The organism is Cellulosimicrobium sp. KWT-B (assembly GCF_002127155.1).
Taxonomy (GTDB): Bacteria; Actinomycetota; Actinomycetes; order Actinomycetales; family Cellulomonadaceae; genus Cellulosimicrobium; species Cellulosimicrobium funkei.
The window spans coordinates 774477-797065 of the sequence record NZ_NEDO01000002.1; the positions used below are offsets into that span (position 1 = coordinate 774477).

General features: G+C 74.3%; 23 protein-coding genes. 12 read left to right on the forward strand and 11 right to left on the reverse strand.

Annotated elements, in window-relative coordinates:
- Nucleotides 1-18: 18 nt before the first annotated feature.
- The 3 genes from B9L22_RS09630 to B9L22_RS09640 are packed head-to-tail and all read right to left on the reverse strand — an operon-like array spanning nucleotide 19 to nucleotide 3100.
- Entirely contained in the window at nucleotides 19-888 is an 870-nt protein-coding gene (locus tag B9L22_RS09630) for an ABC transporter ATP-binding protein (protein ID WP_086150144.1), read from the reverse strand.
- Nucleotides 889-917: 29 nt separating this feature from the next.
- Nucleotides 918-2009, reverse strand: a complete 1092-nt coding sequence (fepG, locus tag B9L22_RS09635; protein WP_233139921.1) for an iron-enterobactin ABC transporter permease — start codon at nucleotides 2007-2009, stop codon at nucleotides 918-920.
- A complete protein-coding gene (locus B9L22_RS09640; RefSeq protein ID WP_086150145.1) occupies nucleotides 2006-3100 on the reverse strand; it encodes an iron chelate uptake ABC transporter family permease subunit in 1095 nt (364 codons plus the stop codon). Before B9L22_RS09640 ends, fepG begins: the two co-directional genes overlap by 4 nt.
- A 183-nt stretch (nucleotides 3101-3283) precedes the next feature.
- Here B9L22_RS09640 and idi point away from each other — a divergent pair, with 183 nt between their 5' ends.
- Complete coding sequence (idi, locus tag B9L22_RS09645) at nucleotides 3284-3880, forward strand: isopentenyl-diphosphate Delta-isomerase (RefSeq protein ID WP_086150146.1); 597 nt, start codon at nucleotides 3284-3286, stop codon at nucleotides 3878-3880.
- 13 nt (nucleotides 3881-3893) lie between these two features.
- Here idi and B9L22_RS09650 read toward each other — a convergent pair whose 3' ends face one another.
- The 3 genes from B9L22_RS09650 to B9L22_RS09660 are packed head-to-tail and all read right to left on the reverse strand — an operon-like array spanning nucleotide 3894 to nucleotide 6447.
- Nucleotides 3894-4634 carry a hypothetical protein gene (locus B9L22_RS09650; protein ID WP_086150147.1) on the reverse strand — a complete coding sequence of 247 codons (741 nt, stop codon included), beginning with the start codon at nucleotides 4632-4634 and terminating at the stop codon, nucleotides 3894-3896.
- A complete protein-coding gene (locus B9L22_RS09655; RefSeq protein ID WP_086150148.1) occupies nucleotides 4631-5446 on the reverse strand; it encodes a hypothetical protein in 816 nt (271 codons plus the stop codon). The genes B9L22_RS09650 and B9L22_RS09655 overlap by 4 nt, the downstream gene beginning before the upstream one ends.
- Nucleotides 5443-6447 (reverse strand): hypothetical protein, encoded by a 1005-nt coding sequence (locus B9L22_RS09660; RefSeq protein WP_137281383.1) that lies wholly within the window; start codon nucleotides 6445-6447, stop codon nucleotides 5443-5445. Before B9L22_RS09660 ends, B9L22_RS09655 begins: the two co-directional genes overlap by 4 nt.
- A 195-nt stretch (nucleotides 6448-6642) precedes the next feature.
- Between B9L22_RS09660 and B9L22_RS09665 the strand changes: the two genes are divergently transcribed.
- Complete coding sequence (locus B9L22_RS09665) at nucleotides 6643-7491, forward strand: class I SAM-dependent methyltransferase (RefSeq protein ID WP_086150149.1); 849 nt, start codon at nucleotides 6643-6645, stop codon at nucleotides 7489-7491.
- 57 nt (nucleotides 7492-7548) lie between these two features.
- On the opposite strand, the gene B9L22_RS09670 is transcribed toward B9L22_RS09665, so the two are convergent.
- A complete protein-coding gene (locus B9L22_RS09670; protein WP_255376894.1) occupies nucleotides 7549-8610 on the reverse strand; it encodes a LacI family DNA-binding transcriptional regulator in 1062 nt (353 codons plus the stop codon).
- A 217-nt stretch (nucleotides 8611-8827) separates the two neighbouring features.
- Here B9L22_RS09670 and B9L22_RS09675 point away from each other — a divergent pair, with 217 nt between their 5' ends.
- The 8 genes from B9L22_RS09675 to B9L22_RS09710 all read left to right on the forward strand — a co-directional run bounded on the left by B9L22_RS09675 (nucleotide 8828) and on the right by B9L22_RS09710 (nucleotide 17187).
- Nucleotides 8828-10066 (forward strand): amino acid ABC transporter substrate-binding protein, encoded by a 1239-nt coding sequence (locus B9L22_RS09675; RefSeq protein ID WP_086150151.1) that lies wholly within the window; start codon nucleotides 8828-8830, stop codon nucleotides 10064-10066.
- A 7-nt stretch (nucleotides 10067-10073) separates the two neighbouring features.
- On the forward strand, nucleotides 10074-10958 hold the full coding sequence (locus B9L22_RS09680) for a branched-chain amino acid ABC transporter permease (RefSeq protein WP_021482482.1): 885 nt from the start codon (nucleotides 10074-10076) through the stop codon (nucleotides 10956-10958).
- Between the two features lie 109 nt (nucleotides 10959-11067).
- On the forward strand, nucleotides 11068-12189 hold the full coding sequence (locus tag B9L22_RS09685; RefSeq protein WP_021479841.1) for a branched-chain amino acid ABC transporter permease: 1122 nt from the start codon (nucleotides 11068-11070) through the stop codon (nucleotides 12187-12189).
- Nucleotides 12186-12944 (forward strand): ABC transporter ATP-binding protein, encoded by a 759-nt coding sequence (locus tag B9L22_RS09690; RefSeq protein ID WP_021479842.1) that lies wholly within the window; start codon nucleotides 12186-12188, stop codon nucleotides 12942-12944. The genes B9L22_RS09685 and B9L22_RS09690 overlap by 4 nt, the downstream gene beginning before the upstream one ends.
- Nucleotides 12937-13719, forward strand: coding sequence for an ABC transporter ATP-binding protein (locus B9L22_RS09695; RefSeq protein WP_021479843.1), 783 nt, complete (start codon nucleotides 12937-12939; stop codon nucleotides 13717-13719). Before B9L22_RS09690 ends, B9L22_RS09695 begins: the two co-directional genes overlap by 8 nt.
- Nucleotides 13720-13727: 8 nt before the next feature.
- Nucleotides 13728-14954 (forward strand): Gfo/Idh/MocA family protein, encoded by a 1227-nt coding sequence (locus tag B9L22_RS09700; protein ID WP_198947262.1) that lies wholly within the window; start codon nucleotides 13728-13730, stop codon nucleotides 14952-14954.
- Nucleotides 14951-16162, forward strand: a complete 1212-nt coding sequence (locus B9L22_RS09705; protein ID WP_086150152.1) for a dihydrodipicolinate synthase family protein — start codon at nucleotides 14951-14953, stop codon at nucleotides 16160-16162. Before B9L22_RS09700 ends, B9L22_RS09705 begins: the two co-directional genes overlap by 4 nt.
- Nucleotides 16163-16302: 140 nt before the next feature.
- Nucleotides 16303-17187 carry a sugar phosphate isomerase/epimerase gene (locus B9L22_RS09710; protein ID WP_198947274.1) on the forward strand — a complete coding sequence of 295 codons (885 nt, stop codon included), beginning with the start codon at nucleotides 16303-16305 and terminating at the stop codon, nucleotides 17185-17187.
- An 82-nt stretch (nucleotides 17188-17269) separates the two neighbouring features.
- Here the strand turns inward: B9L22_RS09710 and B9L22_RS09715 are convergent, their stop codons facing one another.
- Nucleotides 17270-17788, reverse strand: coding sequence for a helix-turn-helix domain-containing protein (locus B9L22_RS09715; RefSeq protein WP_086150154.1), 519 nt, complete (start codon nucleotides 17786-17788; stop codon nucleotides 17270-17272).
- Between the two features lie 83 nt (nucleotides 17789-17871).
- Between B9L22_RS09715 and B9L22_RS09720 the strand changes: the two genes are divergently transcribed.
- Nucleotides 17872-19374, forward strand: a complete 1503-nt coding sequence (locus tag B9L22_RS09720; RefSeq protein WP_086150155.1) for an MFS transporter — start codon at nucleotides 17872-17874, stop codon at nucleotides 19372-19374.
- A gap of 405 nt (nucleotides 19375-19779) precedes the next feature.
- Here B9L22_RS09720 and B9L22_RS09725 read toward each other — a convergent pair whose 3' ends face one another.
- Nucleotides 19780-20688 carry an SDR family oxidoreductase gene (locus tag B9L22_RS09725; protein ID WP_198947263.1) on the reverse strand — a complete coding sequence of 303 codons (909 nt, stop codon included), beginning with the start codon at nucleotides 20686-20688 and terminating at the stop codon, nucleotides 19780-19782.
- A gap of 86 nt (nucleotides 20689-20774) precedes the next feature.
- Between B9L22_RS09725 and B9L22_RS09730 the strand changes: the two genes are divergently transcribed.
- On the forward strand, nucleotides 20775-21299 hold the full coding sequence (locus B9L22_RS09730) for a low molecular weight protein-tyrosine-phosphatase (RefSeq protein ID WP_228485158.1): 525 nt from the start codon (nucleotides 20775-20777) through the stop codon (nucleotides 21297-21299).
- On the opposite strand, the gene B9L22_RS09735 is transcribed toward B9L22_RS09730, so the two are convergent.
- Complete coding sequence (locus tag B9L22_RS09735; RefSeq protein ID WP_086150157.1) at nucleotides 21282-21890, reverse strand: VanZ family protein; 609 nt, start codon at nucleotides 21888-21890, stop codon at nucleotides 21282-21284. The two genes, B9L22_RS09730 and B9L22_RS09735, sit on opposite strands and share 18 nt — an antisense overlap.
- A 174-nt stretch (nucleotides 21891-22064) precedes the next feature.
- Complete coding sequence (locus B9L22_RS09740; RefSeq protein WP_086150158.1) at nucleotides 22065-22553, reverse strand: hypothetical protein; 489 nt, start codon at nucleotides 22551-22553, stop codon at nucleotides 22065-22067.
- Between the last annotated feature and the right edge of the window lie 36 nt (nucleotides 22554-22589).

Genomic DNA, 22589 nt, shown 5'->3' on the forward strand with positions numbered 1-22589 from the left:
CGGGAGAACGGGGCCGCGTCAGGCGCGGCGGGGCCGGCCCTCGGGCACGACGAGCGGGGTGCCCGTCACGGGGTCGGCGATGATGCGGCACGGGAGGCCGAACACGTCCTCCACGAGCTCGGCCGTGACGACCTCGCCCGGCGCGCCCTCGGCGACGATCGCGCCGTCCTTCATGGCGATGAGGTGGGTCGCGTAGCGGCACGCGTGGTTGAGGTCGTGCAGGACGGCGACGAGCGTGTGCCCGCGGTCCCGGTTGAGGTCGGCGCACAGCTCGAGCAGCTCGATCTGGTGGGCGATGTCGAGGAACGTCGTCGGCTCGTCGAGCAGGAGGAGGGGCGTCTCCTGCGCGAGGACCATCGCGACCCACACGCGCTGGCGCTGGCCGCCGGACAGCTCGTCGACGAGCCGGCCCGAGAGGTCCGTGGTGCCGGTCGCGGCGAGCGCGGCGACCACGGCCGCCTCGTCCTCGCGGGACCACTGGCGCAGGAGCTTCTGGTGCGGGTAGCGCCCGCGCGCGACGAGGTCCGCGACGGTGATCCCCTCGGGCGCGATCGACGACTGCGGCAGGAGGCCGAGGCGGCGCGCGACCTCCTTGGCGGCGATGGACGAGATGGAGCGGCCGTCGAGCACGACCTCGCCCTGCGACGGCTTGAGCAGGCGCGACAGCGCCCGCAGCAGCGTCGACTTCCCGCACGCGTTCGGCCCGACGATCACCGTGAACGAGCCGTCGGGGATCGTCACGTCGAGCCCGGAGGAGATGACGCGGTCGTCGTAGCCGACGGTGATGCCGTCGGCGTGCAGGCGGTCGGCGGCGGGGGCCGAAGCACGGTCGGCGGTGCCGGGTGCGGCCGCGTCGTGAGGGGCGTCCGCGAGCTGGGTGGGTGCCACCGGGGTCCTTCCGGTCTGCGGGGTCGGGGTCACTTGCGGGCCTCGCGGACGAGGAGCCAGACGAGGTAGGCGCCGCCGACGCTCACGGTGACGACGCCGACGGGCAGCTGGGTCGGCGCGAACGCGCGCTGCGCGACGAGGTCGCTCGCGGCCAGGAGCACCGCGCCCATGCACGCGGCGGGCAGGATGCGCACGCCCGCGCTGCCCGTGAGGCGGCGCGCGAGCTGGGGTGCGGCGAGCGCGACGAACGCGATCGGGCCGGCCGCCGCGGTGACGAGCGCGGTGAGTGCGACACCGAGGACGACGAGCGCGAGCCGCACCCGCTCGCTGCGCAGGCCCAGGGCGGCCGCGGCGTCGTCCCCGAGCTCGAGCAGGCCCATGCGCGGGGCGAGCCACACGAGCGGCAGGGCCAGGAGCACGGCCAGCACGCACGCGGGGACCGCCTGCGCCCACGTCATGCCGTTGAGCGACCCCGCGCCCCACACGGCGGCGGCCATCGCCGTCTCGAGGTCGGCCTTGACGATGAGCCACTGGTTGGCGGACGCGAGCATCGCCGACACCGCGATGCCGACGATGATGAGGCGGAACCCCTGCACGCCGCGCCGGTAGGCGAGGACGTACACGACGCCTGCGGTGACGACCCCGCCGACGAGCGCGCCCGCCGCGACCCCGACGTACCCGCCGCCGAGCAGCATGATGACGACGAGGGCCCCGGTGTACGCGCCCGTGTTGAAGCCGATGACGTCGGGGCTGCCGAGCGGGTTGCGCGTGAGCGACTGGAAGATGGCACCGCTCGCGCCGAGCGCCGCGCCGAGCACGAGCGCCATGAGCGCGCGCGGGAGGCGCCACTCGACGACGACCATGTGCACCGGGCCGTCGGCCGCGCCGACGAGCGCCTGGAGCACCTGCGGCACGGTGAGCGGGTAGTCGCCGGTGGTGAGCGCGACCACGCCGACGGCCAGCGCGACGAGCAGGAGCGCCCCGCACGTCGCTAGCGTGCGCAGGTCGAGCCGCAGGCTCACGCCCCGGCCGCGCACGACGCGCGTCGGGCGGCCGAAGTCGACGCGCCGGTCCGGACCGGGCGCCTCGGCCGGGAGGCGGTCCTGCACCGGGGCGCTCACAGCCCGCTCGCCTTCGAGCGGCGCACGAGCGCGATGAGGACCGGGGCACCGACGAAGGCCGTGACGATCCCGACCTGGAGCTCGCCCGGCATGACGACGACCCGGCCGACGACGTCGGACACGAGCAGCAGGACGGGCGCGAGCACCGCCGAGTACGGGAGGATCCAGCGCTGGTCCGGGCCGACCGTCCACCGCGCGACGTGCGGCACCATGAGGCCGACGAACGCGATGGGCCCGGCCGCGGCCGTCGCCGCGCCGCACAGGAGCATGACCGCGACGCCGACGAGCACGCGTGTGCGCCCCACGTGCGCGCCGAGCGAGCTCGCGAGGTCGTCGCCGAGCGCGACGGTGTTGAGCGGGCGCGCGACGACGAGCGCGATGACGAGCCCGATCACGACGAACGGCGCGATCGTCCCCGCCATCTCCATCGTGCGGCCCGCGAGCGAGCCGGCGCCCCAGAAGCGCATGCGGTCGAACGCCGCCGGGTCGAGCAGGGTGATGCCCTGCGAGACACCGCCGAGCACCGCGCCCAGCGCGACGCCCGCGAGCGTCAGGCGCACGGGCGTCGCTCCCCCGCGGCCCTGCGACCCGATGGCGTACACCGCGACGGTCGCGACGACGGCGCCCGCGAACGCGAACCAGATGAACGACCCGATGTCCGTGAGCCCGAGGAACGCGACGGCGAGCACGACGGCGAACGCGGCGCCCGCGTTGACCCCGAGGATGCCCGGGTCGGCCAGGGGGTTGCGCGTCATGGCCTGGATGAGGGCGCCCGAGACGCCGAGCGCGGTGCCGACGAGCAGCCCGACGACCGTCCGCGGGAGGCGCAGGTCGCGGATGATCACGTGGTCGCCCGAGCCGTCGTAGCCGGTGAGGGCGTCCCAGACCGTGCCGAGCGGGACCGGCTTCGAGCCGACGACGAGGCTCAGCACGATCGCGAGCACGAGGACCGCGAGGGCGACGACGAGCCCGACGCTGCGCCCCGCGTTCGTGCGGGCGACCCCGGCCGGACGGTCGGCGGGGTCGGTCCCGGCCGGTGCCGTGCCGCCGGGGACGTCGGCCGTCGTGGCGGCGGTCGCGGGCGAGGTCATGGTGCTCGGATCTGCTCGGGGGCGCTCGGCCCGGCGGGTCATCACTAGTGAGGTTACCCTCACCTTAATTCACGCCCCGGAGGGTCCGGCAAGATCGTCCGCGAACCCGGTGGAGTGACCCCGCTCACCGTCGGTGCCGGAGGGGGTTGCCGGTCCGCGAGCGGCGTGTGCGAGAGTGGCCGCATGACCTCGCACGTCCCCGTCGCCGCCGACCACGTCGTCACCGTCGACGACCAGGGCCGCCGGACCGGCACCTTCGAGCGCGCCGCGGTCCACACGACCGAGACGCCCCTGCACCTCGCCTTCTCCTGCTACGTGCTCGACGACGCGGGCCGCCTGCTCCTCACGCGGCGCGCCCTCGCGAAGCGCACGTGGCCCGGCGTGTGGACCAACTCGTTCTGCGGGCACCCGCGCTGGACGGAGTCGACCGAGGAGTCCATCGTCCGCCACGCGCGGCACGAGCTCGGGCTCGAGATCGCGGACCTGGAGGTCGCGGTCCCCGGCTTCCGCTACCGGGCCGTCGACGCGTCGGGCGTCGTGGAGAACGAGATCTGCCCCGTCTACGCCGCCCGTGCCGCCGGCCCGGTCGAGGCGAACCCCGACGAGGTGATGGAGCTCGCCTGGGCCGACCCGCGGGACGTCGCGCGCGGGGTCGCCGCCACGCCGTGGGCGTTCAGCCCGTGGATGGTGCTCCAGGTCGGGGCGCTGGGCGGCGCGAGCACGGCCGGCGACGGCCCGACGGCGCCCCTCGCCGCGGCCTTCGGTCCCGCCTCCGCCTGACCGCGCCGGGGAGTCAGACGCGCCGGAGCTGCGCGCGGCGGAACCGCTCGGGGATGCCCAGGTGGTCGGCGTCCTCGGCGGTCGAGCGCAGCCGCCGCGGCGGGAGCGCGTGCGGGAGGACCGCGTCGGCGCCGGGGACCCGCGCGTCGTGCATCGCGGCGGCGAGTGCGTGCACCAGGGGCGCCTGCCGGGACGGCCGCCGCGTCGAGAAGACCCACAGGTCGAAGCCGGGGGCGGTCGCGAGGTCGACGGGCTGGCCCTGCGCCCACGCGTGCCGCGCGACGACCGGCGACACCGCCAGGAACGTGACCGGCCGGCGCGACCAGAGCACCGTGCGGGACGCGCCGCTCACGCCGCGGTCGGCCAGGAGGAGCCCGATCGTGCGCTGGTTGCCCACGACGGCGGACACCGTGCGGGGGTCGATCCCCGACCACGGGATCACCGTGGGGCGCAGGAACGGCGCGAACGAGCCCACGACGATGCCGCCGTCGAGCACGAGCAGCTTCTCCGAGCCGAGGAACCACAGCAGGACGCCGAGCACCGCGGCGACGGCCACGAGGAGGGCGGCCGCGGCGACGACCTCGCCGTCGGCCAGGCTGGCGACCGGCGCGAGCAGCACGAGCACGAGGACCACGGCCCACGCGGGGCCGTTCGGCGTCGCGGCCTCGACGTGCCGGAGGCGGCCGAGGCGCGACGCGTCGGCCCAGTGGCGCACCTTGCGCGTCGCGCGGTCGCCGGTCGGTGCGGCCGTCATCGGCCGAGCAGCTCGGCGGGGAGGCGGCGCAGCGTCGCGGGCCCGACCTCCGACAGCTCGAGCGTGACGGGCGCGCCGTCGGGGCCGTGCTCGCCGCCGCGCACGACGTACACGCCGTCCGGCGTCGCGTAGACGCTCACCCGGACGAGGGTGTCCGAGCCTGCGCGCACCGCGCCGAGCACCGTGACGGCGACCGCTCCGGAGAGCTCGGGCGACGTGCGGGCCTCCGCGGCGAACTGCTCGGTCGTGAAGGTGCGGGCGCGGCCGTCGAGCACGGCCTTCGCCGCGGGGTCGAGGAACACCGCGAGGCGCCCCGCGAGCTCGGCGAGCGGGTAGACGCTGAAGGAGTGGTGGCCGCTCGGCCCGACCTCCTCCTCGAGCACCCGGTCCTCGTCGTGCAGGTAGACGTACACCCAGTGCTTGCCGAGCGCCGTCGTGCGGTCCGCGGACAGGATCGCCGACGCCGTGCGGCGCAGCACGAGCGGGCCCGTCACCTCGGGGACCGCGTCGATCCCGACCTGCGGCTCGCCGCCCGGCCCAGGCGGGCGTTCCTCGTCCGACGGCACCACGAGACCCCGCGCGAGCAGCGACCGCAGGGCCACGCGCCCGACCAGCGTGCGGTCCGCGCCCTCCTGCGCGTCGAGCCAGGGCAGCGGGACGAGCTGCGGGTTCTGGAGGCCGTCGAGGATCGCGACCTCCTCGTCCGTGAGCGTGACGACGTGCGTCACCTCGCCCGAGGCCGCGCGCGCGAGCGTCTGCTCGGCGGCCGCGATGTCGGCCGCGGACCACTGCATGGTCGGCTGCTGGGTCACGAGAAGAGGCCTCCGATGAAGTCGCCGGCGGCGGAGAGCCCGTCGCCGATCGCGTCACCGACGTCGGACGCGACGTCGCCGATGGTATCGGCCGCGTCCCCGACGAAGCTCGTGACGTCGTTCCAGCCGTCCGCGAGGTACGGGCCCGGGTCCGAGAAGAACCCCGTGATCGAGTCCCAGTTGTCGTAGACGAGGTTGCCGAGCGCCCAGACGCCCGCGACCGCCGCCGCGCCCGCGACGACCGCGATGCCGACCGGGTTGGTGAGGAGCCCCGCCGCGATCGCCATGGTGCCCGCGCCGCCGATCACGGACAGGACGCCCATGCCGCGGTCGACGCCGCCGCGCACGCCGTCGTACTGGGTGTTGACGATCTGGTTGATGCCGCCGACCACGCCGGCCGCGCCGCCCGCGAAGCCCATGAACCGGGAGAACGTCGTGGCGCGCCCGAGCACGCTCAGCGCGTCCCCGACCGCCATCCCGCGCGTGAGCTGCAGGGCGCTCGCGGCCGCGGGCGACAGCGCCGCGAGCCGGCTCGCGTCGAGGAAGCCGCGCGCGGCGAGGAACGTGCGGTACGCGATCCACGCGCCGCTCCCCGCCCCCCACGCGGACAGCGCGGTGTCGCCGACGTCCCAGATCGAGCCGTCGAGCGGGTCGCCCGCGCCGGGAGGACCGCCGCCGGGGCCGGTCGGCACGCCGGGCCCGGGGACGCCCGGGGACGGGATGGACCCGCCCTCGGTGCTCGTCGCGAACTGCTGGTCGGCGTGGCGCAGGACGGCCTGCGACGCCTCGGAGAGCGTCTGGCTCACGCCGCGCAGCAGCGCGACGGACGTGCCGGTCCACTCGCTGCGGAACTGGTCGGCGTCGCCGCCCTGCCAGCGGCCCGCCGCCTCGACGAGGCCGCTGACCTCGGACGTCGTGCTCACGAGCTGGTCGGAGGCGGACCGCAGCGACTGCGCCAGCCTCCGCAGCTCGTTGACGTCCGCGCCCCACATACCGCTCACGTCGTCCTCGTCCCCTCGTCGGTCGTCCGGCCCGCCGGCACCCGGTGTCCGGGACGCGCGAGGCGGGCACCGGGGAGGCTACCGTGCCCGCCGTCGTGCGGGCGATGGGGAGTCCTCCCCGTCGGGTCGTGGCGCGCCCGCGCCCGCGCACCGCTCGCGTTCGGCTCCGGCGCCCGGGCGGGTGACAATCGACCCATGCCTGACGCGGTACCCGACACCCCCGCCACCCCCGACCGCGCGAGCGAGGCGCCGGTGCCCGCCCGGGACGCCTCGTTCGAGGAGCACGTCGCGTGGGCCCGCGCGGTCCCGGTCGTCGGGTTCGACCTCTCCCCCGTGGCGGGCCGCGTCGTCGAGGACCCGCTGCCGTGGGACTACGTCGCGCTCGCGCGCGAGCTCGTCGCGAGCGGGCGCGGGCCGGTGCTCGACCTCGGCACGGGCGGCGGCGAGCTCCTCTCCACGCTCGGCCCGTTCCCCGTGGGCTCCGCGGCCACCGAGGGCTGGGCCCCGAACCTCCCGGTGGCCCGACGGCGGCTCGAGCCCCTCGGCGTCGAGGTGCGGCCCGTGGAGGGCGACGACGAGCAGCTCCTGCCGTTCTTCGACGGCCAGTTCGCGGTCGTCCTCGACCGGCACGAGGAGTTCGACCCGGACGAGGTGCTCCGCGTGCTGGAGCCGGGCGGCGTCTTCCTCACGCAGCAGGCCGACTCGCGCGACGGCGTGCGCCTGAGCACCGCGCTCGGCGCCGAGCCGGCGTGGGACCCGGACTCGGTCACGCTCGACGCCGCGGTCGAGGTGCTCCGCGAGGCCGGGTTCGTGGTCGACGCCGCGCGCGAGCACGAGGGCCTGCGCCGGTTCCGCGACCTGTCCGCCCTGCTCTGGTACCTGCGGCTCATGGCCTGGCAGGTGCCGGAGCTCGCGTCGCTCTCGCCCGAGGCGGTCGCGCGCTACGAGGCGCCCCTGCGCGCCCTGCACCTGCACCTCGCCGCAGGCCACGAGTTCGTCGACGAGGCGCCGCGCTTCCTCGTCGTCGCGCGCAAGCCCTTCTGACGCCCGCGCCGCCTCACGGGTGGCGCGTTGTTGGCGCGGTGGTGGCGAGGGCCCGGGTCACGGGGGCGGGCCCGGGCGGGGTGGGGCCGTGGAGTCGCGCACGACGAGCACGTGGTCGGTGCGCTTGCGGCGGGGCCGGGCCGACGGCGGCCGCAGCGCCATCTCGAACGCGGCGGCACCCATTTCGCTCATCGGCAGGCGCACGGTCGTCAGCGCGGGCGCGAGGTCCTGCGCGACCTGGATGTCGTCGAACCCGGTGACCGACATGTCGCGCGGCACGACGACGCCGCGCTCGCGCAAGAGCGACAGCACGCCCGTGGCCATCGCGTCGTTGAGCGCGAGGATCGCCGTCGTGCCGGGGGCCTCGTCGAGGATGCGCGCGGTGGCGTCCCGGCCGCCCTCGCGCGTGAACGGCGCGTGCACGACGACCAGGTCGTCCGGGTCGAGGCCGTGCGCCGCGACGGCGGCCCGGATGCCGGCGGTGCGGTCGGTGACGGTCGTCAGGCGCTCGGGCCCGGCGGCGATCGCGAGGCGCCGGTGGCCGAGGCCGAGCACGTGCTCGGTGAGGGTCGCGGCGGCCGCCTCGCTGTCGGGCAGCACGGCGTCGCTGGGCAGGTGGTGCCGCCCGATGACGACGACGCGCCCCCCGGCCTCCTCGAACGCCTCGAGCTCGCGCGCGGCGTCGGCCTCCATCGCGGGCTCGACGTACCCGGACCCGGCGACGAGGATCGCGCCCACGCGGTGCGCGCGCATGAGACGGATCTGCGTGACCTCGGCGCTGGGCTCGCGCTCGGTGTGGCTGATCTGCACGCTCCAGCCGTGCTCGGTCGCGACGCGCACGACGCCGCTCGCGATCTCGGAGAAGTAGGGGTCGCCGATCTCGTAGACGAGCAGGCCCGCGACCGACGTCGTGCCCCCCGCGAGCGTGCGGGCGTGCGGGTTGGCGATGTAGCCCATCTGCGTGGCCACCTCGCGGACGTGCTCGGCCAGCACCTCCGACACGCCGTCGCTGCCGGACAGCGCGCGCGACGCGGTCGCGAGGGACACGCCTGCCCGCTCGGCGACGTCCACCAGCCGCAGCGCGCTCCGGCCCTTCGTGGCCCGACCCTCTCGACGCACCCCTGCTCCGCTCGTCCGTGCGTCGCCCGGTCGGCGACCCGAGGGCCCTCCCCGACGTGACGCTTGCCACATCCGCTGTCCGCACCGTACTCTAGCGGAAGCGCTTACGAAAGCGCTTTCGCAATGCAGCGGTCTCGTACGGAGCAATACGGCCTCAGGTCTTCACTACGACGAAGTAGGGAGAGTCACGTCCATGCATTCTCGGTCGACTCCACGGATGTCCACCCGCCCCCGCGCACGCCGTGCGCTCGCCCTCGTGGCCGGGGCGTCCGCAGCGGCGCTCGTCCTCACGGCGTGCTCCGGCGGGTCCGACGGCGGGGGCGGAGGCGGTGGCGCGGACGACCCGATCGTCGTCGGCATCTCCCTCCCCCTCACCGGCGACTTCTCCGAGCCCGGCAAGGGGGTCCAGCGCGGCTACGAGGCCTGGGCCCGGTTCGTCAACGAGGACGGCGGCCTCCTCGGTCGTCAGGTCGAGCTGAAGATCCTCGACGACCAGTCCAACGCGGACCGCGTCGTGCAGGACTACGAGGCGCTCATCGCGCAGGACGAGGTCGACCTCGTCTTCGGCCCGTTCTCCACGCGACTCGTGGTGCCGAGCGCCCGCGTCGCCGAGGAGTACGGGATGCTCTTCGTCGAGCCGGCCGGCGCCGCGAACGAGGTGTTCGAGCAGGGCTTCGAGAACCTCTTCTACGCCGCCCCGGCCGTCGCGGACGACCACTACAACTACCTCGCCGACCACATCCTCGACATGCCCGAGGCCGAGCGGCCGCAGACGGTCGCCGTCGCCGCGATGGACGACCCGTTCGCCCAGGGCACGGCGTACGGCCTGCGCGACAAGCTCGCCGACGCCGGGCTCGACATCGTGGTGGACGAGGTCTACCCGCCCAACACGACGGACTTCTCCTCGATCGCCGCGAAGATCAACGACTCCGGCGCGGACATGGTCATCGGCGGCACGCAGTACCAGGACGCGGTGAACCTCATCGTCGCGCTGCAGCAGCTCAACTATCAGCCGATGCTCGCCGCGTTCTCGACCGCGCCGACCAACCCCGAGTTCTCCGCCGCGATCGGCGCGAAGACCGAGGGCATCCTCTCGCCCACGGGCTACACGGAGACCGCGAGCTGGCCCTCGAACGTCGACTTCGTCGAGCGGTACACGGAGCTGCACGGCAACCCGCCCGGCGAGGACGAGGCCAACGCGTACACGACCGGCCAGGTCGTCGCCGCCGCGGTCGAGGCCGTCGGGTGCGCCGAGCAGGGCGAGTGCCAGCAGGAGCTCGTCTCGTGGCTCCGGGACAACGAGGTCGAGACCGTGGTCGGGCCGCTGACGTGGGACGAGACGGGCAAGCCGCAGGGCGCCCACCTCATCCAGCAGTACGTCGGCGGCGAGATCCAGATCGTTCTCCCGCAGGACGCGAAGGAAGCCGACTTCGTCTTTCCCAAGCCGGCCTGGTGATCGCCTCGTGACGGGAACCCTGCTCTTCCAGAGCCTCGTGCTCGGCGTGCTGCTGGGAGGGCTCTACGCCCTCCTGGCAGCGGGCCTCACCCTGTACTTCGGCGTGATGCGCGTCGTGATGATCGCCCACTCGGCGTTCCTCATCCTCGCCGCGTACCTCGCCTGGTTCTTCAACCAGCAGACCGGCATGGACCCCCTGCTGTCGCTCGTGGTCACCGTGCCGCTGTTCTTCCTCGTCGGTGTCGGGATGCAGCGCCTGCTCATCACGCGCCTGCGGCCCGCGACGCTCACGATGATGTCGGTCCTCCTCACGTTCGCCGTCGCGCTCTTCATCGAGGGCATGATCGGCTTCGTCTGGAGCGGCACGCAGCGGCGCATCCAGCTCCCGTACTCGGGCGCGAGCATCGAGTTCTTCGGCGCGCGGATCGCCGTCGTGAAGCTCGTGGCCTTCGCGCTCGCGGCGCTGTCCCTCGCGCTGCTCTACCTGCTCATGAAGCACAGCCGGTTCGGCCAGGCGCTGCGCGCGACGATCCAGCACCGCGAGGCCGCGCAGCTCGTCGGCATCAAGACCGACCGCGTCGCCGGCTACGGCTTCGGCCTCGGCCTCGCGACCGCCGCCATCGGCGGGACCGCGCTGTCGCTCGACGCGACGATCTACCCGTCGCTGCACTGGCACTGGATCGGCCCGCTCATGGCGATCATCGTCGTCGGCGGCCTGGGGTCCATCCCGGGCGCCGCGATCGCCGCCATGGTCCTCGGCATCGGCCAGAGCCTGCTCCAGGTGCCGCTCGGCACCACGTGGGCGCAGACCATCTTCTACGTCGCGCTCTTCGCGACGCTGATGCTGCGGCCCCAGGGATTCTTCGGAGGTCGCCTTGCCCAACGCTTCTGACACCCGTCCCGCGAGCCGCCGCGGTGCCGCCGCCGCCCGCCCGGTGCCCGACGGCGCGGCTGCTCCCTCCGCCCCCGGCGCACCTGCCGCTCGGCGCCCGTGGGCCCGCGTGGCCCGCCTCGCGGCGCTCGCCGTCGGCGTCGTGCTCGTCCTCGCCTTCCCGGCTCTGGCCCCCAACGCCTACATCCTCTCCGCCGGCATCGTCGTCGCGAGCTACGCGTGCACCGCCACCGCCTGGAACTTCATGGGCGGGTTCACCGGCTACGTCTCGCTCGGGCACGCCGCGTTCTTCGGGCTCGGCGCCTACGGGACCGGTCTGCTCATCCGCGACGTCGGCCTCCCGAGCTTCGTCGCCTGGCTCGTCGCAGGCGCGCTCGTCCTGCTCGTCACCATCCCCGTGGGGATCGCGGCGCTGCGCGTGCGCGGCGCGTCGTTCGTCATCGTGTCGATCTCGTTCGTGCTCATCCTGCTGCTCGTCTTCCAGGCGTGGGGGTCCTTCACGGGCGGGTCCGACGGCCTCGTCGTCCCGCGCCCGTTCCCCGACCTGCTGCGGCCCGAGCACCACCGCACGTTCTTCTACCTGTTCGCGGCGCTGCTCGCCGTCATGCTCGTCGCGTGGTGGGCGATCGACCGCTCGCGCTTCGGCACCGGGCTCAAGGCGATCCGCGAGGACGAGGACAAGGCCCAGGCGCTCGGCGTCCCGACGCGCAACTACAAGCTCGTCGCGTACGTCGTCTCGGCGACGTTCACCGGCCTCGCGGGCGGCATGTACGCCCTGTGGTTCGGCGACCTCGACCCGATCTTCCAGTTCTCCATCATGCTCGGCTCCTACATGGTCCTGATGGCCCTGTTCGGAGGCGTCCGGCACCTCTTCGGCCCGCTCCTCGGTGCCGTCGTCGTGGGCACCGGCCTGGAGTACTTCAAGCTCGAGTTCGGCGACACCCAGTTCCACCTCGTCGCCACGGCCCTGCTGCTCGGCGTCGTCGTGCTCTTCATGCCCGACGGGATCATCCCCGCCGCCCAGGCGCTCGTGAAGCGCTTCGGCCCGCAGGACTCCTCGATCCGCGAGATGACGGCCGCCGAGCTCCTCGAGCGCAACCGTGCCGCAGCCGACCCCACCACGTCCGCGGGCGCCGCGACCGCCGGGCCGGCCACCGCCGTCGGGCAGGACGGGCGGCACGGGGACGGCGAGCCGAGGGCAGAGGGCACGGGAGAGGAGAAGGACCGATGACCACGACCACCACCCCGCCGACGACCCGCAACCTCGAGACCGTCGGCCTCACCAAGTCGTTCGGGGGCGTCCACGCCGTGCGCGACGCCACGGTCACGTTCCACCACGGCAGGATCAACGCACTCATCGGGCCCAACGGCTCGGGCAAGACGACGTTCTTCAACTGCGTGACGGGCATGATCAAGCCGGACTCCGGCACGGTCACGTTCCGCGGCGAGGACATCACGCGGCGTGCGCCGCACAAGATCGCGCGCGCCGGGATCGGGCGCAGCTTCCAGCTCTGCCGCGTGTTCCCCCGCATGACCGTCCTGGAGAACATGCTCGTCGCGGTGCGGCGCACGAAGGTGCGCGAGCTGCTCGCCGGGGCGCGCAACCCGGAGGAGATCGACAAGGCGCGCGCGCTGCTCGTGCGCGTCGGCATCGACCACCTGGAGGACGTCGAGGCGCGCAACCTGTCCTACGGGCAGCAGAAGCTCCTCGAGCTCGCGGGCGTCCTCATGGGCGACCCGGACACGATCATGCTCGACGAGCCGGCGGGCGGCGTGAACCCGGCGCTCATCGGGCGCATCGGGACGCTCGTGCAGGAGCTCAACGCCGAGGGCAAGACGTTCCTCGTCGTCGAGCACAACATGGACATGGTCATGAGCCTGTCCCACCACGTCATCGTGTTCGACCGGGGCCGGCCCATCGCCGAGGGGACCCCCGCCGTCGTGCAAGCCGACCCGCGAGTGCTGGAGGCCTACCTTGGTGTCTGACCCGACCCCCGGGACGGGGGCGAAGCAGGAGTACCTCCTCGAGCTGGACGACGTCCAGGCCGGGTACGGGCGCGCCGCGATGGTGCTGCGCGGGCTGACCATCAAGGTCCCCGCGTCGACGGTCGTGTGCCTCGTCGGACCGAACGGCGCGGGCAAGTCGACGGTGCTCAAGGTCGCGAGCGGGCTGCTCAAGCCGCGCTCGGGACGCATCCTCGTCGGCGGGCGCGACGTCACGGGCCAGGGGCCGCAGGAGATGCTCTCCTCCGGCCTGGCCCACGTGCTCCAGGGGCACAGCGTGTTCCGCGAGATGACCGTCGCGGAGAACGTGCTCCTCGGCGCGTACACGCTGCGCGACAAGGAGAAGGTCGCGGAGCGCGTGGCGTTCGTGCAGAACCTCTTCCCCGTCGTGGGCGAGCGGTGGAAGCAGCTCGCCGGCCTGCTGTCCGGAGGGCAGCAGAAGCAGGTGGAGTTCGCCCGCTCGCTCATGGTGAGCCCGCAGGTCGTGCTCCTCGACGAGCCCTCGATGGGCCTCGACCCCAAGACGACGTCGACGGTCTTCGAGCAGGTCGTGCGCATGCGCGACGCCGGGGTCGCGGTGCTGCTCGTCGAGCAGAACGCGCGCCGCGCGCTCGAGACCGCCGACATCGGGTGCGTGCTCGACCTGGGCCGCGTCCACATCACCGGCCCCGCGCCCGAGCTCCTCGCCGACCCCCAGCTCTCCGAGCTCTACCTCGGCGGACGCCCCGCCGAGCGCTCGCTCTCGCAGAACGGATGACCCGCAGGATGACCAGCCAGACCACGGGCGCGACGACGCCCGACCGCACCGTCCGCATCGTCATGAACGGCGTCACGGGCCGCATGGGATACCGCCAGCACCTCGTCCGCTCGATCCTCGCGATCCGCGACGACGGCGGCGTCGAGCTCGACGACGGCACGCGCCTCCAGGTGGAGCCCGTCCTCGTGGGCCGCAACCGCACGAAGCTCGCGGAGCTCGCCGAGCGGCACGGCGTCGCCGAGTTCACGACCGACCTCGACGCGGCGCTCGCGGACCCGACGGCGACCGTCTACTTCGACGCCCAGGTGACGTCCGAGCGCAAGAAGGCGCTGCTGTCGGCGCTCGCGGCCGGCAAGCACGTGTACACGGAGAAGCCCATCGCGGAGTCCGTCGCCGACGGCGAGGAGCTCGCGGACGCGGCGCGCGCCGCGGGGGTGATCCACGGCGTCGTGCACGACAAGCTGTACCTGCCGGGGCTGATCAAGCTCAAGCGCCTCATCGACGGCGGGTTCTTCGGCCGCATCCTGTCGGTGCGCGGCGAGTTCGGGTACTGGGTGTTCGAGGGCGACTGGCAGCCCGCGCAGCGTCCGAGCTGGAACTACCGCGCCGAGGACGGCGGCGGGATGGTCCTCGACATGTTCTGCCACTGGAACTACGTGCTGGAGAACCTGTTCGGCCCGGTCGAGGCGGTCATGGCGAAGGCCGTGACGCACATCCCGGAGCGCTGGGACGAGCGCGGCGAGCCCTACCGGGCCACGGCCGACGACGCGGCGTACGGGATCTTCGAGCTCGCCGGGCCGGACGGCCCGGTCGTGGCCCAGGTGAACTCGTCGTGGGCCGTGCGCGTCGACCGGGGCGAGCTCGTCGAGTTCCAGGTGGACGGGACGCTCGGGTCCGCCGTGGCAGGGCTCTTCGGGTGCCGCGTCCAGCCGCGGGCCCGCACGCCCAAGCCCGTGTGGAACCCGGACCTGCCGACCGACCAGGACTTCCGCGCCCAGTGGGAGCAGGTCCCGGACAACCAAGAGTTCGTCAACGGGTTCCGCGCCCAGTGGGAGGAGTTCCTGCGCGACGTCCACGCCGGCCGGCCGCACCCGTACGACTTCGACGCCGGAGTCCGCGGGCTGCGCCTGGTCGACGCCGGCTACGCGTCGTCGCGCGAGGGTCGTCGGGTCGAGCTCGGGGCGGGCTCCGACCCGTCGGGCCTCGTCGCGCCTGCCGTCGAGGCGGGCGCGTGACGGCCGGGGACGCGGTGCGGGTCCCGCTGGCCGACGGCGGCACGCGCCGCGTCGAGCTCCGTGCGCCCCGGGAGTGGACCGACCACCCCGGCCCGTACCGCTCGCGCGTCGCGTTCGCGGCGGCGCACGTCGTGGCGGACCCGCGGGGCGAGAACGTGCCGGGCGCCCCGGCCGTCGTCGACTGGGACTCGACGCTCGCCTTCCGGCGGCACCTGTTCCGGTACGGGCTCGGGGTCGCCGAGGCGATGGACACCGCGCAGCGCAACATGGGGCTCGACTGGCCCGCGGTGCAGGAGCTCGTGTCGCGCAGCGCAGCGCAGGCGAAGGAGCTGGGCGGGCGCATCGCGTCCGGCGCCGGCACGGACCACCGTGCGCCCGACGAGCTGCGGACCGTCGACGACGTGATCGGGGCCTACGCGGAGCAGGTCGAGTTCGTCGAGGGCACCGGGTCGCAGGTGATCCTCATGGCGTCGCGGCACCTCGCGCGCGTCGCGACGTCCGCGGACGACTACGTGCGCGTCTACGACGCGATCCTGTCCCAGGTGCGCGAGCCGGTGGTGCTGCACTGGCTGGGCGAGGCGTTCGACCCGAACCTCCGGAGCTACTGGGGGTCGGGCGACGTCGACGTCGCGACGGCGACCTTCGTCGACCTCGTGCGCGCGCACGCCGCGAAGGTCGACGGGGTCAAGGTATCGCTGCTCTCGGCCGCGCACGAGGTGGGCCTGCGCGCTGTACTCCCCGAGGGAGTGCGGTTGTACACGGGCGACGACTTCCACTACCCCGAGCTGATCCGGGGCGACGGCGAACGGCACTCCGACGCGCTGCTCGGCGCGTTCGCGGCCGTCGCGCCCGCCGCCTCGGCCGCGCTGGCCGCGCTCGACGACGGCGACCTCGACCGCTACGACGCCGAGATGGCGCCGACGCTCGCGCTCTCGCGGCACGTGTTCGAGGCGCCGACGTACTACTACAAGACCGGCATCGCGTTCCTCGCCTGGCTCGCGGGCCACCAGCCGGGCTTCACGATGGTCGGCGGTCTGCAGTCGGCCCGGAGCGTCGTGCACCTCGCGCGCGCGTTCGAGCTCGCCAACGAGGCGCGCCTCCTGCCGGACCCGGACCTCGCTGCGCACCGCCTCGGCCTCGTCCTCGCGGCGGCCGGCGTCGAGGTGGGCGCGGACGTGCCGGCCGTCGTCGGGCAGGAGGTCGCATGAGCCTCGAGATCTCGGAGTTCCCGTCGGGTTCGAGCAGGTCGATCCTGTCAGGCGAGCAGGCCGTCCCGGCTCGTCCGGGCGGTGGGACGGACCAGGACCACCTGCTCGGCGGGGGCCGGGGGAGCGTAGACGTGCCGTCGATGGTGCCGGCTCGTGTGGCGACGCCGTCGGTCGGCGACCCGCGGCTCGCGCGGCTCTCGCTCAACCAGCGCACGACGGCGGGCTGGTCGCTGCGTGAGGCGATCGACGGCTGCGTCGCGGCAGGGCTCCCGGCGATCGGGGTGTGGCGCGAGCCCGTCGCCGACGTCGGGCTCGACACCGCCGTGCGGTGGGTGCGCGACGCCGGGCTGCGCGTCTCGTCCGTGTGCCGCGGCGGGTTCTTCACCGCGAGCGACCCCGACGCGCGCGCCGCCGCCCACGCGAGCAACCTCGCCGCGATCGCGGAGGCGGCCGCGCTCGGGGCGCGCACGCTCGTGCTCGTGCCGGGCGGCCTGCCCGCGGGCGACCGCGACCTCGTCGGGGCGCGCGCCCGGGCGGCGGACGCGATCGCAGCGCTCGTCCCGGCCGCGCGCGACGCGGGCGTGACGCTGGGGATCGAGCCCATGAACCCGATCTTCGCCGCCGACCGCGGCGTCGTGTCGACGCTCGAGCAGGCGCTCGACCTGGCCGAGCCGTTCGCGCCCGCGGAGGTGGGCGTCGTCGTCGACACGTACCACCTGTGGTGGGAGCCGAAGGTCCACGAGCAGGTGGCGCGCGCCGGTGCGGCGGGGCGGATCGTCAGCTACCAGGTGTGCGACTGGATCACGCCCCTGCCCGCGGACACGCTGCTGGGCCGCGGCATGATGGGCGACGGCCACGTCGACTTCGCGGCCTTCACGCGGTCCGTCGCGGCCGCCGGGTACGCGGGCGACGTGGAGGTCGAGATCTTCCACGCCGACGTCTGGGCCGCTCCCGGTGCCGACGTCGTCGCCACGCTCGCGCGCCGCTACGTCGAGCTCGTGGAGCCCCACCTCACCACCCCGTGAGTGCGGGAGACAGTCGCGCGCCGGGACCTGCCGGACGCGACTGTCTCCTGCGCCCAGGGGCGGGGTGGCGTCTCGGGGCGGGTCACAGGTCCCGGAGCTCCGCCTCGCGCTCGTCGTAGGCGCTGCGGGCGGCCGCGATGCGTTCCTGGTGCGCCTCGGTCCAGACGACGAGCGCCTTGGTCGTCGCGTGGAGCGAGCGCCCCATCTCGGTGAGGGCGTAGTCGACGCGTGGCGGGACGGTCGGGTAGACCGTGCGCTCGACGATGCCGTCGCGCTCGAGCTGGCGCAGCGTGCGCGACAGCATCCGCTGGCTGATCCCGTCGATCTCGCGCTTCAGCTCGGTGAAGCGCATGACGCGGCGGTCGAGCAGCGCGATGGCGAGCAGCGACCACTTGTCGGCGATGCGGTCGAGGATCTGCCGCACCTCGCAGTCCTCGCGCGCGTCCCACTGCCAGACGTCGGCGTCGCTCTCCCAGCGCGAGGGCGGTCGCGGGTCGCACGCCTCCTCCGTCGCGGCGTGGTCGGCCGCGCCCGCCGGTCGAGGGCGCGCCGCCTCGGTATCCGCGTTGATACCAGGTGGGCGTGATGTGCCGTCTTCCATGCCTCCTGATCCTGGCCCACGATGGGTTCGGTATCAAGAGGTAACCGGGTGCCGAAGGGTGCTCACGACGACAGGGGGCGTCCATGGGCGACGGGACGACGAGCCGCAGCCGCGAGAGCAGCCGGGAGGCCGGCCGCGAGGCCGCGCGGGAGGCCGCACGGTTCAGCCTCCGGGACTGGGGTCTGCTCCTCGTGCTGTGCGGGGCGATCTTCCTCGAGGGCAGCGACATCGCGATGCTCTCCGTCGCGCTCCCGGGCATCCGCGCCGACCTCGGCCTCGCGACCGGCGAGCTCGGCGGGGTCGTGACCGCCTACGTCGTCGGGTACGGCGGGTTCATGCTCCTCGGCGGACGCGCGGCCGACCTCTACGGCCGACGCCGCATGTTCGTCGTCTGGCTGCTCGTCTTCCTCGTGTTCTCCGGGCTCGGCGGGTTCGCGACCGACGGCTGGATGCTCCTCCTGTCGCGCTTCGTCACGGGCGTGGCGGCCGGCTTCCTCACGCCCGCGGGGATGTCGCTCATCACGACGTCGTTCGCCGAGGGGCCGCGCCGCAACCGCGCGCTCGTCGTCTACGGGGCCGCGGGGGCGGCGGGCTTCTCGCTCGGGCTCGTCGTCGGTGGCCTGCTGGCGGCCGTCCACTGGCGGTGGGTCTTCTTCGCCCCGGTGCTCGTCGCCGTCGTGCTGCTCGCGCTCGCTCTGGTCACGGTCCCGCGCGACACGACGACGCGCGTCCGCGGTGCGCTCGACGTCCTCGGTGCCGTCCTTGCGACGACCGCCATGGTCCTGCTCGCCGTCGGCATCGTGCGCCTCGAGCACCCGGGCGACGGGCTCGCGTGGACGATCGCCGCGCTCGGGGGCGGCGCGGCGCTGCTGGCGGGGTTCGTCGGCCGGCAGCGTCGTGCCCCGCACCCGCTGCTGCCGCTGCGGCTCTTCCGGTCGGTGGAGCTCGTCCGGGCGAACGTCACGGCCGTGCTCTTCGCGGGCGGGTTCTACGGGTTCCAGGTGCTCCTCACGCTGTACCTCCAGGAGCTCCGCGGGTGGACGCCGCTCCAGACCGGGCTCGCGATGCTCCTCATGGCGATCGACGTCGTGCTCGCCCCCGTCCTCACGCCGCGCCTCGTGGAGCGGTTCGGGGTGCCGCGCGTCATCGTCGGGGGCCTGGTCGCCGGCACGCTCGCCGCGGCGTGGTTCCTCGGGTCGGGGCTCGACTGGGCGTACGCCGTCATGGTGCCGTCGCTGGCACTCGTCGGGGTGGCGTTCGCGCTGGTCTACGGGCCGATCGCGATCGCCGCGACGACGGGCGTGACCGACGCCGAGCAGGGCGTCGCGGGCGGGGTGCTCAACACGTCGTTCCAGCTCGGTGCGGCGATCGGCATCTCGGCTGCGACGGCGGTCAGCGTCCTCGCCCTCGGGGACGCGACGGGCCCGGACGCGGGCCTCGCCGCCTTCCACACCGCGCTGTGGGTCCCCGTCGCGGCGTTCGCCCTCGCGGCCGTGGCGATGGGGGCGCCGCGCCGCCGGGCCGCCGTCGGGCCGGCCGCTCCCGACGCCGCCGACACCGCGACTCCCGCCCCCGCCGTCCGGTGAGTGCACGGTGCGGGCAGCAAGAAGCCCGCGGGCTGGAGGGTTCCTCCTGTCGTGCTGGACGAGGGCACGACACCCGCGGGCTCCGGTGGTTGCGTGGTACTCGCTCGCCGCCGGGGGCTCCCCTCGGGAGACCCCGCCCGGTTCACGGGCTCACCGCATCCGGTCCGTTGCTGGATCGGTTGCGCGACGACTAGCGCGCAACCACCTCACGAGTCCGAAGAATCTTCACTTCCAGGACCACCTCCTTTCGCGTGTACGACGACGGTACGTCCGCCTCCCGCGGCCACGCCAGGGGTTTTCGCCCACGGCGTGGAACCGCCGTGGAGCGACCCGCCGGGTCGCCCGGTCGGTCCTGCGAGGGGCGACCAGGCGACGCGCAGGCCGTCGTCGCGCGCTCGACGGGGGTCAGGCGGGGCGCAGGTGCGCCCACTCCTCGGGGTAGTCGTCGAGCCACGCGGCGAACGACTGCGCGGGCCGCTCGACGAGCCGCGGGACCGTGTCGCTCACGTGCGCGAGCTCGCCCGCGGCGATCGCCGTGTACGACGACACCCAGCCGTCCACCTCGAACCGCGGCGCCCCGTACCGGTCGCGCGACGCGTACGCCTCGTCGACGGTCTCCGGGTGGTACGTGATGTCGCGGCCCGTGGCCGACGACAGCTCGGCCGCGACCTCGGCGAGCGTGAGCGCCTCGGGGCCCGTGACGTCGTAGGTGACGCCGTCGTGACGGTGCGCGTCGGCGTCGAGCAGCACGACGGTCGCGACGTCGGCGATGTCGTCGTGCGAGACCGACGCGACGCGCCCGTCGCCCGCGGGGCCGCGGATCACGCCGTCGTCGCCCACCATGAGCGCGAGCCCGCGGTGGTAGAGGTTGTCGCGCAGGAACGTGTGCCGCACGCCCGTCGCGCGGATGTACTCCTCGGTGCGCCAGTGGTCGCGCGCGAACGTGAACACGGCGTCGGCGGCGGCGCCCACGAACGACACGTAGACGATGCGGTGGACGCCCGCCGCGACGGCCGCGTCCACGGCTGCGCGGTGCTGCGCGACGCGGTCGACGTCCTCGCGCGCGGACACGAGCAGGACCGTGTCCACCCCCGTGAACGCCTCGACCATGCCGCGCGTGTCCGTGTACCCGGCGACGACGGCGACGTCCGACTCCGGCAGCGGGTCGTCGCCCAGGCTGGGCGCGCGAGCAGCGTCGCGCACCACGAGGCGTTGCGGCGCGCCCTCGGCGGCGAGCCGGAACGCGAGCTTCGACCCCAGGAGACCGCTCGCGCCCGTCACGGCGACCCGTCCCGACCCCGCCCCGATCATCATCTCCTCACGGTAGGCGCCCTGGTCACGGGCCGCCCGACGACCGACCTGGACGCGAGGGGAACGCCCTCCTCGCGCAGAATGGGGCCATGTCCAGTGCCGAGACCCGCCCCGGGCCCTACCGCGTCATGACCGTCTGCACCGGCAACATCTGCCGCTCCCCCATGGCCGAGGTGGTGCTGCGCGACCGCTTCGAGGCGGCCGGTCTCGGCGACCGCGTCGTGGTGGACTCGACCGGGATCAGCGACGAGGAGCGGGGGAACCCGATCGACCGCCGCGCCCGGGCCGTCCTGGCCGAGCACGGGTACGTCGTCGACGGGACGCACCGGGCGCGCCAGGTGCGCGCGGGCGACCTCGCCGCGCGCGACCTCGTGCTCGCGATGACCGCCCAGCACGCGCGGGCGCTGCGGCGCCTCGACGCGTCGGCGCCGGTGCGCCTGTACCGCTCGTTCGACCCGGCGGCGCCGCGCGTCGAGCCGGGCGGGTCCGAGCACGTGCTCGACATCGCCGACCCCTGGTACGGCGGGCAGCAGGACTTCGAGGACTGCCTCGCCGAGGTCGAGGCCGCGGCCGACGGGATCGTGGACCTCGTGCGCTCAGAGCTCGACGGCTGAGCGCGCGCGACGGGCGTCCGTCCTGTCGGCGCGCGACCTGCGCGGCCGCGACGCCGTGGACCAGCGGAAGCGGTCGAAGAACGCGTCGAGCGCGGGGACGCGGCACAGCACGGTGAACAGTCCGAGGCCGAGCGCGCCGCCCACGACGTTGAAGAGCAGGTCGCTGGCGTCCGCGATGTGACCGCCACCCAGCAGGTGCGAGGTGACGTACTGGGTGACCTCGATCGCGAGGCTGAAGGCCGCCGCCATGAGCACGACGCGCCACCACGACGGCCGCGCCAGGAGGAGCGGCAGGAGCACGCCCAGCGGCAGGAACACGAGGACGTTCGTCACCGCGTCGGCGACCTCGTAGTCCACGAGGGGCACGAGGACCAGGTGGGCGTCCCACGCGGCGCTGCTCGCCGGCTTGTCGAGGAAGATCGGGAACACCGTGTTCGCCACGACTCCGGCCGCGTAGACGGCGAGCGCGAGCGCGACGGCGGCCCGCGGCAGCGTGAGACGACCGGACCGGTGCAGGCGCCACAGCAGCAGCCCGAGGACCACCGCCCCCAGCGGGACGACGACGGGGAGGACGGGAACCTCGCGAAACACTCGAACCGCTCCTTCAGCTGACGACGCCACGCACGACGTCGCCGACGGTAGCGGTGCCCCGCCACCCGGGAGATCCCCCGACGGTGCGACCCCGGCCGCGGCGCCCTCCCCCTGCGGGTGGACCGGACCGTGCACGACCCGCGGTGCGTCGGCCCTTCCGACCGCGAGGAGCGGTCAGTCCCCGTAGATCGGCGCCGACCAGTCGTGGTAAAGGAAGACGTACGTCTCGCCGTCGCCCTCCAGCCGCTGCGCCATGTAGGCGTCCCAGCGCACCTCTTCGGAGTCCGTGCCCCCGGGCTCCTGCAGCGCCGCGAGGTGCTCCGGCGGCATCGCGAGCGCGTCCGTGAGGCACTCGACGTCGGTCCAGCTCGGGCCGTACGAGGACCCCACGCGGCGGAGGTCGACGAAGCCGTTCTCGCGGTCGACGGTCGCCCCCGTGCCGCCGAGGGCGCACTCGTCGAACGCCGTTGACACCGCGGCGATGTTCGCCCGGCGCTCGAGGCCGGGTCGCAGCACGAGGGTGGCGACGAGCGCGACCGCGGCGACGAAGGCCAGCGCGAGCACGACGACGAGCGGGACCAGCCACGGCGGCCGCCGACGGGCGGGACGGGCGACGGGGGCCACGCCGCCCGGGGTCGTGGGCGGGGCGGGGGGCAGCGTCATGCGTCACTCCGATGTGTCGTGCGGTCGGCGAGAGGC

Bases quoted from the DNA above. Each gene is read 5' to 3' on its own strand.
- B9L22_RS09700 (WP_198947262.1), top strand. From the start codon at position 13,728: ATGACCAGCCAGACCACGGGCGCGACGACGCCCGACCGCACCGTCCGC.
- B9L22_RS09650 (WP_086150147.1), bottom strand. From the start codon at position 4,634: ATGACGGCCGCACCGACCGGCGACCGCGCGACGCGCAAGGTGCGCCAC.
- B9L22_RS09690 (WP_021479842.1), top strand. From the start codon at position 12,186: ATGACCACGACCACCACCCCGCCGACGACCCGCAACCTCGAGACCGTC.
- B9L22_RS09730 (WP_228485158.1), top strand. From the start codon at position 20,775: ATGTCCAGTGCCGAGACCCGCCCCGGGCCCTACCGCGTCATGACCGTC.
- idi (WP_086150146.1), top strand. From the start codon at position 3,284: ATGACCTCGCACGTCCCCGTCGCCGCCGACCACGTCGTCACCGTCGAC.
- B9L22_RS09665 (WP_086150149.1), top strand. From the start codon at position 6,643: ATGCCTGACGCGGTACCCGACACCCCCGCCACCCCCGACCGCGCGAGC.
- B9L22_RS09715 (WP_086150154.1), bottom strand. From the start codon at position 17,788: ATGGAAGACGGCACATCACGCCCACCTGGTATCAACGCGGATACCGAG.
- B9L22_RS09640 (WP_086150145.1), bottom strand. From the start codon at position 3,100: ATGACCTCGCCCGCGACCGCCGCCACGACGGCCGACGTCCCCGGCGGC.
- B9L22_RS09710 (WP_198947274.1), top strand. From the start codon at position 16,303: ATGGTGCCGGCTCGTGTGGCGACGCCGTCGGTCGGCGACCCGCGGCTC.
- B9L22_RS09720 (WP_086150155.1), top strand. From the start codon at position 17,872: ATGGGCGACGGGACGACGAGCCGCAGCCGCGAGAGCAGCCGGGAGGCC.
- B9L22_RS09675 (WP_086150151.1), top strand. From the start codon at position 8,828: ATGTCCACCCGCCCCCGCGCACGCCGTGCGCTCGCCCTCGTGGCCGGG.
- B9L22_RS09740 (WP_086150158.1), bottom strand. From the start codon at position 22,553: ATGACGCTGCCCCCCGCCCCGCCCACGACCCCGGGCGGCGTGGCCCCC.
- B9L22_RS09725 (WP_198947263.1), bottom strand. From the start codon at position 20,688: ATGATGATCGGGGCGGGGTCGGGACGGGTCGCCGTGACGGGCGCGAGC.